This window comes from Flavobacterium sp. 2755 (genome assembly GCF_031455715.1).
In the GTDB taxonomy this organism is placed as follows: Bacteria; Bacteroidota; Bacteroidia; order Flavobacteriales; family Flavobacteriaceae; genus Flavobacterium.
Genome location: NZ_JAVDTG010000002.1, coordinates 575,105 through 590,144, shown reverse-complemented (window position 1 = coordinate 590,144; position 15,040 = coordinate 575,105). Strand labels below are relative to the sequence as shown.

The 15,040-nt window shown below is 32.0% G+C and carries 16 protein-coding genes; 12 read left to right on the top strand and 4 right to left on the bottom strand.

What is annotated here, in order from left to right; genetic code table 11:
• The first annotated feature begins 156 nt into the window (after positions 1-156).
• Together J2Y38_RS06355 and J2Y38_RS06350 are read left to right on the top strand one after the other, a co-directional pair.
• Positions 157-780 (top strand): bifunctional nuclease family protein, encoded by a 624-nt coding sequence (locus tag J2Y38_RS06355; protein ID WP_053470070.1) that lies wholly within the window; start codon positions 157-159, stop codon positions 778-780.
• A 116-nt stretch (positions 781-896) separates the two neighbouring features.
• Positions 897-1,748: a thymidylate synthase gene (locus J2Y38_RS06350; protein WP_073483372.1), complete on the top strand. Its 852-nt coding sequence runs from the start codon at positions 897-899 to the stop codon at positions 1,746-1,748.
• Between the two features lie 39 nt (positions 1,749-1,787).
• Here the strand turns inward: J2Y38_RS06350 and J2Y38_RS06345 are convergent, their stop codons facing one another.
• The gene (locus tag J2Y38_RS06345) at positions 1,788-2,084 is read right to left on the bottom strand and encodes an isoamylase early set domain-containing protein (protein WP_309840677.1); all 297 of its coding nucleotides are present in this window, start codon (positions 2,082-2,084) and stop codon (positions 1,788-1,790) included.
• A gap of 238 nt (positions 2,085-2,322) precedes the next feature.
• Here J2Y38_RS06345 and J2Y38_RS06340 point away from each other — a divergent pair, with 238 nt between their 5' ends.
• From J2Y38_RS06340 to J2Y38_RS06325, 4 genes are all read left to right on the top strand, one after another.
• On the top strand, positions 2,323-2,667 hold the full coding sequence (locus tag J2Y38_RS06340) for a 2TM domain-containing protein (RefSeq protein WP_309840676.1): 345 nt from the start codon (positions 2,323-2,325) through the stop codon (positions 2,665-2,667).
• Between the two features lie 12 nt (positions 2,668-2,679).
• Positions 2,680-3,162 (top strand): dihydrofolate reductase, encoded by a 483-nt coding sequence (locus tag J2Y38_RS06335; protein ID WP_073483376.1) that lies wholly within the window; start codon positions 2,680-2,682, stop codon positions 3,160-3,162.
• Positions 3,163-3,738: 576 nt separating this feature from the next.
• On the top strand, positions 3,739-4,470 hold the full coding sequence (ubiE, locus tag J2Y38_RS06330) for a bifunctional demethylmenaquinone methyltransferase/2-methoxy-6-polyprenyl-1,4-benzoquinol methylase UbiE (protein ID WP_053470065.1): 732 nt from the start codon (positions 3,739-3,741) through the stop codon (positions 4,468-4,470).
• Position 4,471: 1 nt separating this feature from the next.
• The gene (locus J2Y38_RS06325; protein WP_180856439.1) at positions 4,472-5,194 is read left to right on the top strand and encodes a porin family protein; all 723 of its coding nucleotides are present in this window, start codon (positions 4,472-4,474) and stop codon (positions 5,192-5,194) included.
• A 9-nt stretch (positions 5,195-5,203) separates the two neighbouring features.
• Here the strand turns inward: J2Y38_RS06325 and J2Y38_RS06320 are convergent, their stop codons facing one another.
• Entirely contained in the window at positions 5,204-5,932 is a 729-nt protein-coding gene (locus J2Y38_RS06320) for an RNA methyltransferase (protein WP_180856440.1), read from the bottom strand.
• 38 nt (positions 5,933-5,970) lie between these two features.
• Between J2Y38_RS06320 and J2Y38_RS06315 the strand changes: the two genes are divergently transcribed.
• The 6 genes from J2Y38_RS06315 (at position 5,971) to J2Y38_RS06290 (ending at position 12,669) form a co-directional block, all read left to right on the top strand.
• A complete protein-coding gene (locus J2Y38_RS06315) occupies positions 5,971-8,532 on the top strand; it encodes a BamA/TamA family outer membrane protein (RefSeq protein ID WP_309840672.1) in 2,562 nt (853 codons plus the stop codon).
• A gap of 60 nt (positions 8,533-8,592) precedes the next feature.
• Positions 8,593-9,660 (top strand): class II fructose-bisphosphate aldolase, encoded by a 1,068-nt coding sequence (fbaA, locus tag J2Y38_RS06310; protein WP_035645669.1) that lies wholly within the window; start codon positions 8,593-8,595, stop codon positions 9,658-9,660.
• An 85-nt stretch (positions 9,661-9,745) separates the two neighbouring features.
• A complete protein-coding gene (gene accD / locus J2Y38_RS06305) occupies positions 9,746-10,600 on the top strand; it encodes an acetyl-CoA carboxylase, carboxyltransferase subunit beta (protein WP_026728501.1) in 855 nt (284 codons plus the stop codon).
• A gap of 84 nt (positions 10,601-10,684) precedes the next feature.
• Positions 10,685-11,275 (top strand): hypothetical protein, encoded by a 591-nt coding sequence (locus tag J2Y38_RS06300; protein ID WP_309840667.1) that lies wholly within the window; start codon positions 10,685-10,687, stop codon positions 11,273-11,275.
• Positions 11,276-11,557: 282 nt separating this feature from the next.
• Entirely contained in the window at positions 11,558-11,959 is a 402-nt protein-coding gene (locus J2Y38_RS06295) for a helix-turn-helix transcriptional regulator (RefSeq protein WP_309840665.1), read from the top strand.
• 158 nt (positions 11,960-12,117) lie between these two features.
• Entirely contained in the window at positions 12,118-12,669 is a 552-nt protein-coding gene (locus tag J2Y38_RS06290) for a hypothetical protein (RefSeq protein ID WP_309840664.1), read from the top strand.
• 34 nt (positions 12,670-12,703) lie between these two features.
• Here J2Y38_RS06290 and J2Y38_RS06285 read toward each other — a convergent pair whose 3' ends face one another.
• Both J2Y38_RS06285 and J2Y38_RS06280 read right to left on the bottom strand, forming a co-directional pair.
• Positions 12,704-13,591: a cupin-like domain-containing protein gene (locus J2Y38_RS06285; protein ID WP_309840662.1), complete on the bottom strand. Its 888-nt coding sequence runs from the start codon at positions 13,589-13,591 to the stop codon at positions 12,704-12,706.
• An 86-nt stretch (positions 13,592-13,677) separates the two neighbouring features.
• Positions 13,678-14,925: an ABC transporter permease gene (locus J2Y38_RS06280; protein ID WP_309840660.1), complete on the bottom strand. Its 1,248-nt coding sequence runs from the start codon at positions 14,923-14,925 to the stop codon at positions 13,678-13,680.
• Between the last annotated feature and the right edge of the window lie 115 nt (positions 14,926-15,040).

The following is a 15,040-nucleotide window of genomic DNA, read 5'->3' as shown; positions in this document are numbered from 1 at the left end:
ATTCTCTTCAAAAATATAGCTGCCTAAAAACAAGATATTGTATCTTTGTTTATAGGCAGCTTTTTTGTTCCATATTTTTTGATTAAAATTGCACTTTTATTTTTCAATCAAAAAATCATAAAAATGAGGTGCTAAGTGCCTTTTTTACAAACATATATGAGTCTAGTTAAATTATCTATAAAAGGAATTTCATACAGTCAAACTCAAAATGGCGCTTATGCCTTAATTTTGAATGAAGTTGATGGTGAAAGAAAATTACCTATCGTTATTGGTGCTTTTGAAGCCCAATCGATCGCTATTGCCTTAGAAAAAGAAATAAAACCACCACGTCCGTTAACACACGATTTATTTAAAAACTTTGCTGAAAGATTTGACATAGTTGTAAAACAAGTTATCATTCACAAATTAGTTGACGGTGTTTTTTACTCGAGTTTAATCTGCGAAAGAGATAAAATCGAAGAGATTATCGATGCTCGAACTTCTGATGCAATCGCTTTGGCTTTGCGTTTTAACGCTCCAATTTTTACTTATAAAAACATTTTGGACAAAGCCGGAATTTATTTAAAATCAAACACTTCAGATTCTGATCAGGGTTCACAGGAAATTGACGATGTTCTTTCTAATCCTGAAACTTTTGGTCACGAAGAAGAAACGAATCAATCTGGAGACGTTTATGCAAAACACAGTTTGCAAGAACTAAACGAACTTTTAGATCAGGCTGTTTCTCAGGAAGATTACGAAAAAGCAGCAAAAATCAGAGACGAAATCTCGAAAAGATAATTTTAAGGCTGTAAGCCTTAAGCTTTAGGCAATAAGCTTAAAGCGCAAAACATAAAAAACAAGCTGAAAGCATTAGGAAAAAGCCTAAAGCTTAAAGCTTAAAGCCTAAAGCAACAATGAAACAATACTTAGATTTAGTAAAGCACGTTTTAGAAAACGGCAATCAAAAAGGAGACCGTACCGGAACCGGAACAAAAAGTGTTTTTGGTTACCAAATGCGTTTTGATTTAAGTGAAGGTTTCCCAATGGTTACGACCAAAAAATTACATTTAAAATCGATCATTTACGAATTACTTTGGTTCTTAAAAGGTGATACTAATATAAAATATCTTCAGGAAAACGGAGTAAAAATCTGGGATGAATGGGCAGATTCTAATGGTGATTTAGGACCTGTTTACGGACATCAATGGAGAAACTGGAATAGCGAAGAAATCGATCAGATTTCTGAATTAATTACCGAATTAAAAACAAATCCAAACAGCCGAAGAATGCTGGTTTCTGCATGGAATCCTTCGGTTTTGCCAGATACTAAAAAATCATTTGAAGAAAATGTTGCCAACAATAAAGCGGCTTTGCCTCCTTGTCATGCATTTTTTCAATTTTATGTTGCAGCTCCAGATTTAGAAAAAGGAGAAACAAAAGGAAAATTATCCTGCCAATTGTATCAGCGCAGTGCCGATATCTTTTTGGGAGTTCCTTTTAATATCGCTTCTTATGCATTATTTACGATGATGATTGCACAAGTTTGCGATTTAGAGCCGGGTGAATTTATTCACACTTTTGGTGACGCACACATTTACAATAATCATTTTGAGCAATTGGAATTGCAATTAACCCGTGAACCAAAACCATTACCAAAAATGATTTTAAATCCGGAGATTAAAAACATTTTTGATTTTGATTTTAATGATTTTACACTTTTAGATTATGATCCGCATCCTGCCATAAAAGGAAGTGTTGCTGTATAATTATAAAAAAATCCGCTGAAAATTTTCAAGCGGATTTTTTTATACAACTAAAACACCATTTTCACTTCCGGCATAATCATTCCATTTGTAAAAATCAGCTTCAGGATCATTCACATAAGCACCGTCGATTACGTATTTAAATTCGTAAATCGCGTCTTTAACCAAATCATAAGTAGCTTTAAAAGTTCCGTTTTTCAACTTGCTCAACGTTCCTTCTTCTACATTCCAGTTATTAAAATCTCCAACTACTGCTGCCGAATCAGCATCTTTGGCATCTATTGAAAATGTAACTTTAACTACTGGTTTCGTTTTAATAAATTGTTTCTTCAAAGACATAACTATTTAGTTTTTAGATTTCTACAATAAAATTACATAAATTCACCTGAACATTCGACAGTACTGTAATCGATTTATGATTATCACAAAAACAGTATATTATTTTAATTAGATCAATAATTTAACAGGCTTTATTTTTCGCTTTTCAAATTCTAAGAACATTTTGAAAGAAATATTATACAGTCAAAATATGAAGTTTTGAAAATAAATTTTAACTTTATAATCTCATTTTTATCTTATGGAAAAAGAAGCGCACGAACAATATGAGTATGCCAGAAGGCGATTAAGACAAAAAAAAATCTTATATTTTCATTTTGTTCTTTTCCTGCTGGGGAGTTTATTTTTATTTATTGCTAATAAATTTTTTGGTTTTGGCGAAGGAACAACTCAAAACTGGTGTATTTGGGGTATCACGATCTGGCTTTTCATCTTCATTTTACATTTTATAAAAGTCTATATCACAGATCGTTTTATGAATAAAAAATGGGAAAGAGAACAAATTGACCGTCTTGTTGCTTTACAGCAAAAGAGAATTACTCAATTAGAATCGAAAATAAACGAAGACACAGAGAATAAAATTTAGTTAAAACGCAACATGATTATAATGATAGCGGCTGTTGCCGAAAATAATGCTTTGGGAAAAAACAATGATTTAGTCTGGCATTTACCCAATGATTTTAAAAGATTTAAATCACTGACAACTAATCATCATATTATTATGGGGAGAAAAACTTTTGAAAGTTTCCCTAAACCTTTACCAAACCGCACACATATTGTCATAACTCGTCAAACAGATTATAATCCGGAAGGATGTATTGTTGTAGACAGCATTGAAAAAGCTATTGCATTGTGCCCTGAAGAGGAAGATTCGTATATCATTGGCGGTGGAGAAATCTACAACCTGGGTTTACCTTTTACGGATATAATTGAAATTACTAAAGTACACCACACTTTTGAGGCCGATACTTTTTTTCCTAAAATCAGTAAGAGTGAATGGCAGTTAGTAGAATCTGAAGAAAATTTTAAAGATGAAAAACATCTTTATGATTATACTTATGAAACTTACATTCGAAAATAAATAAAAAAACACCCTCTTTTGGAGGATGTTTTTTAAAAACGATTGACTTTTAGTCTTGACTCGCTCAAGAAATAGTTTTTGTAAAAATCTCAAATGGAAAAAAGACATTTGAAATAATGAATAACATTTAATGTTAATTGAGAACAAGTCTCAAAAACGCCTTTAATAACAAATACCACTAAGATATTAAAGGCAAGAAAATTAAAATTTCCAAAAACAAATTTAATCCTAAGAACGTACTTCGCACTTTTTAAAATAGTATTCCCCCAAGAACAACACTTTAAAAACTACCACTTGAACAAATGACTGCCAGTGCAAAAAAAGCGGCCATTTGATTAAGTCAATGTGAAACTATCAATCATTAAAATTTCATCATTTTTACTTTGACAAAGTTGAGTATAAAATCAGCCGGACACAATACCCACTTTTGGTGATTTTTTAAAAATACCCACTTTTGGTGATGCTTAAGCAGGTCCAAAAAAAGGATTTAATGCATCCTCTAAAACATTTAATTGACAATTTAAAAAACTCAATTACAGTTAAACTAGATTGTTTATATTTGCGTAAATTATAATAATGTCTGAGAAAATAACTCCATATAAAGACTCTTCTTTAGGTAAGAAAGAGCAGGTTGCCCAAATGTTTGACAACATCTCTGGCAACTACGACAATTTGAACCGCGTAATTTCATTTGGTATTGATACTAAATGGAGAAAAAAAGTATTGAAAATAGTTTCTGACTCTAAACCAAAAGTTATCCTTGATATTGCTACCGGAACCGGTGATCTGGCTATTTTAATGGCTAAAACTAATGCCGAAAAAATTATTGGTCTTGATATTTCGGCCGGAATGCTTGAAGTTGGAAAAAAGAAAGTAGAAGAAAAAAAGCTTTCTAATGTTATAGATTTAGTTTTAGGTGATTCTGAAAATATTCCTTTTGAGGATAATTATTTTGATGCGATTACGGTAGGTTTTGGCGTCCGTAATTTTGAACATTTAGAAAAAGGTTTTGCCGAAATTTTACGAGTTTTAAAACCAAACGGCGTTTTTGTAATTCTGGAAACTTCTGTTCCGGATAAAACACCATACAAACAAGGATATAAATTTTACAGCAAAAATATACTTCCACTTATTGGAAAATTGTTTTCAAAAGACAATTCAGCTTACGGTTATTTATCTGAATCTGCTGCGGCTTTTCCTTATGGTGAAGCATTAAACAATATTTTGAGAAAAACTGGGTTTATAGATGTTGTAGCAATGCCGCAAACTTTTGGTGTAGCAACCATTTATTCAGCATCTAAAAAATAGTATGAAAAAAATTGTAATCGTATTTTTATTAGTCTTAACGACAAAAGGATATTCTCAATTTGCTAAAAGTATGTTTAGTAAAGATCCTATTATTAACCTTGAAAACTGGCAGAAACAACGTGTCTATTTCGGTTATTATTTAGGCTTTAATAGTTTTGATTTTAAATTTGATTACAAAGATGTAGTTCAAAAAGATATTCAGGTAAAAAAAACAACCGGTTTTAATGTGGGTGTTGTTGCCGATTTAAGACTGCAGGAATATATCAATTTGCGTTTTGAACCAGGTTTATACTATACGAAAAGAGATTTATATTTTCCCGGAGTTGGAAACTTAGAAAAAGATTATTTACGAGAAGTGAATAGTACTTACATTCACTTTCCATTATTATTAAAGTTCTCCTCTTTAAGAACCGGAAACATTCGTCCTTATTTAGTAGGCGGAATGTCAACGACTTTAAATCTATCAAGCAACTCAAGTTCTATCGATGATAACTTTGAAGGTAAATTCAGGGTTAAACAATGGACAGCTGCTTACGAATTAGGTTTTGGAATTGATTTCTTTACAGAATATTTCATCTTCTCTCCTTCTATTAGAGGTATGTTTGGTATTACTGACGAGTTAATTCGTGATAATGTAACCCCAGAACATCCGGTAAGTCCGTATACTGATAATATAGATTCAATGAAATCGAGAGCTATTTTAATAAATTTCACATTTCATTAAAACAAAATCTTAACTATTTCGTTTAAATTCACTTAGAATAATTGCTGTTGCAGTAGCTACATTTAAACTTTCGGTTTTTTGCAGCTCTCCAAATCTTGGAATTGTAAGTCGGCTGGTAACTATTTTTTCAATTTCTGCCGAAATACCATTGGCTTCATTACCCATAATAATGATTCCGTTTTGTGGTAAATCCGATTGATAAATATTGTTTCCATCCATAAAAGTTCCAAAAACAGGAAGTTTTGTTTGACTTATAAAAGTTTTTAGATCAACATAATTTACGTTTACCCTGGCAATTGATCCCATTGTGGCCTGAACTACTTTTGGATTATAAATATCGACTGTTTCTTTTGAACAGACAATTTGTTTGATTCCAAACCAGTCGCAAAGACGCATTATAGTCCCTAAATTTCCGGGATCACGAATATCGTCTAACGCCAGAATTAAACCAGAATTTATGATTTGATTTTCTACAGGCATTTTAAAAACTGCCAAACAAGAATTTGGAGTTGTTAAAGCACTTATTTTTTTCAGTTCTTGTTCATTAATAAGAGTTCGTTTTGCAGTTTGAACTTCTTCAAAATCATTTAACGTGGTGTATAAATGCTCTAATTCAAAATTGGATTGCAACAATTCCTGAATTACCTTTACTCCTTCGGCAAAAAACAATTGATTTGCAAAACGCTGTTTTTTTTGATGCAGGCCTGATATAAGCTTTATTTGGTTTTTACTAACCATAAAATAAATGTACTTTTGAATTAAATATTAAAAAACACTTGAAAAATAATTCCACAAAAATAACAGCATTTATTCTAATAGCAATACTTATTTGCGCTTGTAATGCTGTAAAAAGAGTTCCGGATGGAAAAAACCTTCTTGTAAAAAATAATATTGTTGTAAACGGAAAAAATACAAACGACGAAAATGCATCTAATCAATTGTACCAAAAACCCAATGGTACTTTATTAGGATACAAACTGCGTTTAAACTTATACAATCTGGCAAACTTAAATCCGGATTCGACTTATCAGGCTAAATTTAAAAATCACCCGGGCTTATACGAACGTCAGGCAAAACTATTATCTGCCAAACAAGTAGACAGACTTGGCCAGTCTTTTTTATATAAAGGTATTCATGAATTTTTGAAAAATACTGGTGAACCGCCTGTAATTATTGACACAGCAAGAACCAAAAAATCTTTACAGCGTTTAAAATTCTACTATTTCAATAATGGTTATTTTAATGTATCAACAGATTATACAATTGATAGTATTGCCCGAAAAAAAGCCCATATAAATTACATTATCACCACAGGACCGGGTTATATTTTGGATACGATTAAAACCAAGATATTGACTCCTGCACTCGATTCATTATACAAAACAAATACTGATCCTTCATTTTTAAAATCAGGAAATCAATATAAAACTACTGATTTTGAGGAAGAAAAAAATCGTATTACAACTTATTACAGAAATCACGGCGCTTACTTTTTTCAGCCAACTTACGTAACTTTTGATATTGATACAATTGGTAAAAAACATAAAGCCGATGTAACTTTAATAATTAACAACAACAATATTCAGGAAAGAGATTCAAGCAGAACAGAACCTTTTAAATTATACAAAATCAGCGATGTAAATATTTATACTGATTACTCTCCTGCGAATTCTAAAAGCAAAATTAACGACAGTACAACGTACAACAACTTTAATTTATATAGTTATAAAAAACTAAAATATAAACCTCGTGCCATAACAGATGCGATCTTTATTAATAAAGGAAGCACTTACTCCGACACAAGAACAACGCTTTCTTCCAGATATTTGAACAATCTTAAAATTTTCAATTATCCTTCTATACAATATGAAGTAGACAAACGCGATTCGACTGCACAGTCTTTAATTGCAAATGTGTATTTAACGCCGAGGAAAAAATACAGTTTTGGAGCAACTCTGGACGTAACACACTCTAATATTCAGGATTTTGGTATTGGAGCCAGTATTTCTCAAACTATTCGAAACGTATTCAACAGGGCTGAAACATTAGAAATTTCGGCACGTGCTAATATTGGTTCTTCAAAAGATATGGCGAATCCGAATAATAACTTTTTTAATGTTTCGGAATACGGACTTGACTTAAAGCTTAATTTTCCAAGGATTTTACTTCCTTTTGGAACAGAAAAAATTATCCCGAAGAGGATGATTCCTTATACGTCTATTACGTCAGGTTTTTCGAAACAGCAAAATATTGGTTTAGATAAAGAAAATTTTACTGGAGGTATCTCGTACAATTGGTCGCCTAAAAGATACAATACCGCTAAACTGGAATTGTTGAACGCTCAGTATGTTCGAAATTTAAATCCGAATAATTACTTTAATGTTTATACTTCATCTTATAATGAATTAAATGATATTGGTAAAGATTACAATACAAATCCAGGTAATTTTGATAATGAACTCGACAAAAATTTAACGATTCCTAACGGAACTACCGGCTTTACTAATGACGTTTTAACTGGAAACACAGCTTTAGTTCCGGGAGATCCTGAATATAAAGATGTACAAAGTATAGAGGAAAGAAGAGTTCGTTTGACCGAGAATGACTTTATTCTTGCCACAAGTTATACGTTTACCAAAACAACAAAAAAAGATCTTGCTGATAATACTTTTTATCAGTTTAAAACAAAAATAGAATCTGCAGGAACTTTATTATCAGCGATTTCAAGCATTGCAAAATTGGAAAAAAATGCAAATGGAAATTATTCGATTTTTAATTTAGAATATTCTGAATACTTAAAAACCGAATTCGATTATATCAAACACTGGGATTTTGGAAAAGAAAAAGTGTTGGCTGTTAGAAGCTTTTTCGGAATCGCTGTTCCGTTTGGAAATTCAGATTACATTCCGTTCTCACGAAGTTATTATTCTGGAGGATCAAATGATAATCGCGCATGGCAGCCCTACTCTCTTGGTCCCGGAAGCACAAATGCTTTAAACGATTTTAACGAGGCGAATATGAAAATTGCTTTAAGCGCCGAATTTCGTTTTAAGATTTTTGGAGATGTTAAAGGAGCGCTCTTTGCAGACGCCGGAAATATCTGGAATGTGTTCGATAATGTGATTGATGACAAGGCAAGATTTAACAGCTTAAACGATTTAGATGAAATTGCTTTGGGTTCTGGATTTGGTTTACGATACGATTTAAGTTTTTTTGTTATTCGATTAGATTTAGGCTTCAAGACCTATAATCCGGCGCATGACGAGGGCGACAGATGGTTTAAAGAATACAATTTTGGGCACTCGGTTTTAAATTTTGGAATAAATTATCCTTTCTAATGCTAATTAATTCTTATTTTTGCAACCTAAAAACTAAAAACAACTATAAAAAAAATTACAATGGCACACAACATTAAACCAGGAGTAGCTACAGGAGATCAGGTTCAGGAGATTTTTAATTATGCAAAAGAAAAAGGTTTTGCTTTACCAGCAGTTAACGTAACTGGGTCAAGCACAATCAATGGAGTTCTTGAAACTGCAGCAAAACTAAATGCGCCAGTTATCATTCAATTTTCAAACGGAGGAGCACAATTTAACGCTGGAAAAGGTTTATCTAACGCAGGTGAAAAAGCAGCTATCGCTGGTGGTATCGCCGGAGCAAAACATATTCACACTTTGGCAGAAGCTTACGGAGCAACTGTAATTTTACATACTGACCACTGTGCAAAAAAATTATTGCCTTGGATTGATGGTTTATTAGATGCTTCTGAAAAACATTTTGCAGAAACAGGAAAACCATTATTTAGTTCTCACATGATCGATTTGTCTGAGGAGCCAATCGAAGAAAACATCGAGATCTGTAAAGAATATTTAGCTAGAATGAGCAAAATGGGTATGACATTAGAAATCGAGCTTGGTATTACAGGTGGTGAAGAAGATGGTGTTGACAACTCAGACGTAGATAGCTCAAAATTATACACTCAGCCAGAAGAAGTAGCTTATGCTTACGAAGAATTATCTAAAGTAAGTCCTAAGTTTACAATTGCTGCTGCATTTGGAAACGTTCACGGTGTTTACAAACCAGGAAACGTAAAATTAACTCCAAAAATCTTAAAAAATTCTCAGGATTTCGTTCAAAACAAATTCAACACTGGACATAACCCAGTTGATTTCGTTTTCCACGGAGGTTCAGGTTCTACACTTGAAGAAATCAGAGAAGGAATTAGCTACGGAGTTATCAAAATGAACATCGATACTGATTTACAGTTTGCATACACTGAAGGAATCCGTGATTATATGGTTAAAAATCTTGACTATTTAAAATCACAAATTGGTAACCCAGAAGGTGCTGATGCTCCAAACAAAAAATATTACGATCCAAGAAGATGGGTTCGTGAAAGCGAAGTGACATTCAACGCAAGACTTGAACAAGCTTTTGCAGATTTAAACAATGTGAATACACTATAATTTTAGATATCTGATTTTAGATTTTAGATTTCTTTTTGGAATCTAAAATCTAAAGTCTAAAATCTTAAATCTTAAATTTTAAAAAATGGCTTGGTTTAAAAGACAGGAAAAAGGGATTACGACCGCGACAGAAGATAAGATGGACGTTCCGAAAGGATTGTGGTACAAATCTCCAACAGGAAAAATTATTGATGCAGACGAATTAGCAAGAAACTTATTCGTAAGCCCTGAAGATGATTTTCACGTTCGAATTGGAAGCGCAACCTATTTTGAAATTTTATTCGACAACAACGAATTTGTTGAGTTAGATAAAAACATGACATCAAAAGATCCTCTGCATTTTGTGGACACAAAAAAATATGCAGAAAGATTGAAAGATGTAATGGAAAAAACTCATCTTAAAGACGCTGTACGTACGGGAGTAGGAAAATCTAAAGGAAGAGAACTTGTAATTTGCTGTATGGATTTTGCCTTTATTGGTGGATCTATGGGAGCAGTTGTAGGTGAAAAAATTGCAAGAGGTATTGATCACGCGATCAAAAACAAATTGCCTTTTGTTATGATTTCTAAATCTGGTGGAGCTCGTATGATGGAAGCTGCTTATTCTTTAATGCAATTAGCAAAAACTTCTGTAAAACTAGCTCAATTAGCAGAAGCTAAATTACCTTATATCTCTCTTTGTACAGATCCAACAACGGGTGGAACAACTGCATCTTACGCAATGTTAGGAGACATCAACATCTCTGAGCCGGGCGCTTTGATTGGTTTTGCTGGTCCTCGTGTTGTACGTGATACTACAGGAAAAGATTTACCAGAAGGTTTCCAAACGGCTGAGTTTCTTTTAGAGCACGGTTTCCTAGACTTTATCACGCCTAGAAAAGAATTGAAAGACAAAATTAATTTGTATATCGATTTGATTCAGAATAATGATATTAGATAGTTTTTAAACTTCTAAAACATATAAAATCCCATTCGCTTCGGCTGATGGGATTTTTTTATATCTTTATTTTAAATCTCATTCTTTATGACTAGAATTTTTGTTGGTTTTATGATTTGTTTGCTTCTTTTGAATTGTGCCAAAAAAGAGGAAAAAGCTGTTAATAAAAACAAACCTTACATCATCTCCTATGAAGACAAAGAACTTGAAAAATATTACGATTCATTAAAAGTACATCCTCCATCAACAAAAGGGTTTTTCTATGGAGAAAGCCAATTAATAATTGACAAAAAAGGGAATTTATATTTTTATCAAAAAGAACATATTGAAATCTTATGCAGCTACGGTAGAGAAAAAGATACACTCCCACATTTTCTTGATCTACAACCGAAAGACATTGTCAAAATTCCAAAAAAATGTCTAAGTGATTTTCTAACCGAAAATATTTTATCAAAAGAGAAAAAGAGACATGTTTTAATAATAGGTTCACAAAGCGATACAATTAAAAATCCTTACTTTTTGGATTTTTTAAAAAGCAACATTATACAAACATACTACATAAGAAGAACAACTCAAGAAGAAGATACTGTTTTGAAATACAAAAACAATAGTGATTACTATTACTCTGATTCTATTAAATGGGATCGAACTAAAATGAAGTTTCCAAATAAAAACTAATATTGAATTGTTAAATATATATCGTTTCTACAGAACCTCTGAACTTGTCATTTTATCTCACAACGGAATAAATTCCGTTGCTACCAATATTTAATTCCTACGGAATTTTTTTGACTTGCGATTTTAATCTCAACTAATTAATACTTGTCTGAAAAATTGTATTTTTGTTTCTGCAATAATAGTTTTATCCCAAGGAAACTATTAAAAAATGTATCTTACAGAAACGGACTTGTTTTTTACCAAAACCAATTTTTATTAAAGCATTATAAATATCTTTGAACTATGAGCACAGCAACAAAACAAAACCATATAGGACGAAAAATAAGCCGTATTCGTGAACTTAAAGATATGAAACAGGAAGCTCTTGCGCAGGCTTTAGGTACAAATCAGCAGTCGATTTCTGCTATGGAAAACAGCGAAACCATAGATGATCAAAAACTTGCAGAAGTAGCAAAAGCACTTGGCGTTAGTGTTGAAGCAATAAAAAACTTTACCGAAGAAAATATGATTAATTATTTTAATAGTTTTTATGACAACAGCACCAGTACTGGAATAAATGGAATGTTCAATCCAACTCATTGTACATTCAATCCGTTAGATAAAGTAATTGAACTTTACGAACGTATGCTTCAGGCAGAAAAAGAAAAAGTTGAGTACTTGGAAAAATTATTAAAAGATAAATAAGATTTTCAAAAATGTATTGAATTCTACAAAAAATCCCAAGAAATTGCTTCTTGGGATTTTTTTATATCTTTATTTTAAATCTTATTGGTATGGCGAGAATTTTTATTGGGTTTATGATTTGTTTGCTTCTTTTGAATTGTGACAAGAAAGAAACAAAAATGATAATTAAAAACAAACCGTATATTATTTCTCAGGAGAACAACAGACAAATTATTAACGGTGATACTATTCTTCCACCACCAATTCCAGGCTTTTTAGTTTATGGAACAAATACTTTCATTATCGATTCTGATTCAATAATTTATTATTTTAAAAGAGGCAACGTTGGCCATATTTGTGGAAATTGGAAAAGAAGTGATACAATTCCGGATTACATAAATCTACAGCCTAAAGATTTAATTAAGATACCAAATAATTCTATCTCTGAATTCGTAAAATTGAATTATAAAGATAAATTTCGAAATCTGACTTTCATCTCATCAAAAGTTGATACCTTAAAGACTAAGAATTATTTTGATTTAGTTAAAGCAATCAAATTGTCACTCAAAGAAAGAGACAAATATTTCATCAGAAGAACAACGCAAGAAGAAGATACTGTTTTGAAATACAAGAAAAACAACGCGTACTACAATTCAGAAAATATTAAATGGGATCAAGACAGAATAACATTTCCTTTTATAAAACCAAAATTAGAGAAGGCAAAAAAATAATATTTGGATACATTTATACAATTAGAATTCTAAATTACCCCGCTTTTTTCAAATCCTTTTTCAATTCTTTCTCCGCAATTTTAAAAGCCAGTTTTTCTCGCCAAATAGCATAACGTTCTCTAAAAACTACCTTTATGACACTGTCAACTGCGCCATGCATAAATAAACTCCAAACGCTCGCCATTTTTCGGGTAATGGATGAATCCCAGGCGCGAAGACTTAGAGAAAAAGAACCATCTATATAACGCATCCAGTGCCACATTCCGGTTGGCATAAATAAAGTATCTCCATGTTCGAGAAAAACTTCGTAACCTTCGACACCTTTTAGAGCAGGAAATTTTTCAAAATCGGGATTGGCGACGTCATAATCTTCTAAAGCATAAGTGGTATTTGGAACACAATAAAGCCGTTTTTTCCATTTGTAATCAAACAATATAATATGTTTTCGGCCACCAAAATGGGTATGAAAAAGATGAGGCAAATCGATATCATAATGCAAAAAAGTAACAGCATTTGAACCTCCAAAAAACATAGCCGGCATACTTTCTATAAAACCGCCCATTAATTCTTTTGGAACTTTTACATCATTAACTAATTCGGGTTTATGTTTGAAGAGATTAAAGAAAAAAATACGTAAATCTGTTGGTTCTCTTTTTATTAGATCGAGATACTCGCCAAATTTCATACTGGCGATTGAAGCATTAATTACTTTAGTTGGATCTGCTTTAGAATTATCCACTAGTTTTACTTCAATATCTCCTGCAATCTGCTTAAAATAATCCGTCGACCATTTGTCTCTTGCAGGCCAGTCTTTTGTCAGTCCTTTTATAATTAAAGGTTTTCTTTTATCTAAATAGTTCTTTTTAAAATCACTTCTAGAAATAGATTCAACGGTATCAACATGTTTTAAGATAAAGCTCATACGTTTAGTGATTTAAATTGTTCATTTACAAAAAAACCTAACTAATTCTAATCTTCAAAAATCATATAGAAACAAAAAACAATATTTTACATCCCGGTTCGAATTGCTTCAACAGGATCTAAATTTGCAGCAGAAATTGCTGGAAGTATTCCCGAAATCAGTCCAATCAATGCTGCTAAACTGGTTCCTAGAAGTATATTTCCTAAACTTAAAACAAATTCAAAATCAAGTGCTTTTGTTAAGATAATTGAAATTCCCCAGACCATCAGTAAACCAATAATTCCGCCAATAACAGAAAGAATTATGGCTTCAAATAAAAACTGAAATAATATAAAACGATTTTTTGCTCCCAATGATTTTTGAATTCCAATTAAATTCGTTCTTTCTTTTACTGAAACGAACATAATATTGGCAATTCCGAAACCACCGACTAAAAGAGAAAAACCGCTGATAATCCATCCCACTACATTCATTTGACCTAAAATACCGTCAATAAAATCAGTAAAACCAGAAAGTACATTTATAAAAAAGTTATCCATTTCTCCCGCCTTCATTCCGCGAATGGCTCTAAGTTTTTGTGCTACTTCTGCTTTGTAAGCGTCCATATCAACACCTTTTGTTGGTTTTAAAACAATAACCGGAGTCATGGCGTCGCTGTCTCCGTACATTCGGCGTAAAAAGTTTGCAGGTAAATAAACTGAAGTATCGTTACTGTCTCCAAAAAATCCTGCTCCTTGTTTTGCGATTACTCCAATAACAGTAAAACGCTGTCCGTAAAGACGAATATTTTTTCCAAGCGGATCCATACTTCCAAAAAGGCCTTGAGCAATTTCATATCCTAAAACTATAACAGCAGTTCCGGAGTTTGATTCAGATTCATTGTAAAACCTTCCCTTATCAAAACTTAATCCGTCAATATTTACCATTTCAAATGAAGACGGAACGATATTTACATCGGCAACAGTCTTTGAATCGTATTTTAAAGTTTCATGATTTACAAAAAGCTGATAACCTACCTGATCTGTATTATTCATAGAATTTTTCAATCCTACATATTCATCGTATTTCACATTTGGAAACTGTTCTCTCTTCCATTGTGGAATTTCAGATGGTCCAAAACAATATTTCATTAAATAAATCGTATTTTTATCTAAGCTGCTCAAATCTTTAGAGATTTTTTTATCTAAAGAATCAACTGCGGCCAGGACGGCAATTATTGAAAAAATACCAATTGTAACGCCAAGCAGTGACAATAATGTACGCAGTTTATTATTTCGCAAAGCATTTATGGCAAAACTCAGACTTTCTTTTAATAATCTTAAATAAAGAAGCATATAATAGTATTTTTCAATAAAGTAAAATTCAATAATTTAAAAACAAAAACCTAATAAAAGTTAACTTACTCATCAGTAGATTTTTTTAAGAGAATGTTACATTAATTTCTTTTAA

What these genes read in the sequence shown, in the direction of transcription:
- J2Y38_RS06280 (WP_309840660.1), bottom strand. Translation starts at nt 14,925, where the DNA reads ATGCTTCTTTATTTAAGATTATTAAAAGAAAGTCTGAGTTTTGCCATA.
- J2Y38_RS06325 (WP_180856439.1), top strand. Translation starts at nt 4,472, where the DNA reads ATGAAAAAAATTGTAATCGTATTTTTATTAGTCTTAACGACAAAAGGA.
- J2Y38_RS06335 (WP_073483376.1), top strand. Translation starts at nt 2,680, where the DNA reads ATGATTATAATGATAGCGGCTGTTGCCGAAAATAATGCTTTGGGAAAA.
- J2Y38_RS06320 (WP_180856440.1), bottom strand. Translation starts at nt 5,932, where the DNA reads ATGGTTAGTAAAAACCAAATAAAGCTTATATCAGGCCTGCATCAAAAA.
- J2Y38_RS06290 (WP_309840664.1), top strand. Translation starts at nt 12,118, where the DNA reads ATGATAATTAAAAACAAACCGTATATTATTTCTCAGGAGAACAACAGA.
- J2Y38_RS06340 (WP_309840676.1), top strand. Translation starts at nt 2,323, where the DNA reads ATGGAAAAAGAAGCGCACGAACAATATGAGTATGCCAGAAGGCGATTA.
- J2Y38_RS06350 (WP_073483372.1), top strand. Translation starts at nt 897, where the DNA reads ATGAAACAATACTTAGATTTAGTAAAGCACGTTTTAGAAAACGGCAAT.
- J2Y38_RS06345 (WP_309840677.1), bottom strand. Translation starts at nt 2,084, where the DNA reads ATGTCTTTGAAGAAACAATTTATTAAAACGAAACCAGTAGTTAAAGTT.
- J2Y38_RS06300 (WP_309840667.1), top strand. Translation starts at nt 10,685, where the DNA reads ATGACTAGAATTTTTGTTGGTTTTATGATTTGTTTGCTTCTTTTGAAT.
- accD (WP_026728501.1), top strand. Translation starts at nt 9,746, where the DNA reads ATGGCTTGGTTTAAAAGACAGGAAAAAGGGATTACGACCGCGACAGAA.
- J2Y38_RS06295 (WP_309840665.1), top strand. Translation starts at nt 11,558, where the DNA reads ATGAGCACAGCAACAAAACAAAACCATATAGGACGAAAAATAAGCCGT.
- J2Y38_RS06285 (WP_309840662.1), bottom strand. Translation starts at nt 13,591, where the DNA reads ATGAGCTTTATCTTAAAACATGTTGATACCGTTGAATCTATTTCTAGA.
- fbaA (WP_035645669.1), top strand. Translation starts at nt 8,593, where the DNA reads ATGGCACACAACATTAAACCAGGAGTAGCTACAGGAGATCAGGTTCAG.
- J2Y38_RS06355 (WP_053470070.1), top strand. Translation starts at nt 157, where the DNA reads ATGAGTCTAGTTAAATTATCTATAAAAGGAATTTCATACAGTCAAACT.
- ubiE (WP_053470065.1), top strand. Translation starts at nt 3,739, where the DNA reads ATGTCTGAGAAAATAACTCCATATAAAGACTCTTCTTTAGGTAAGAAA.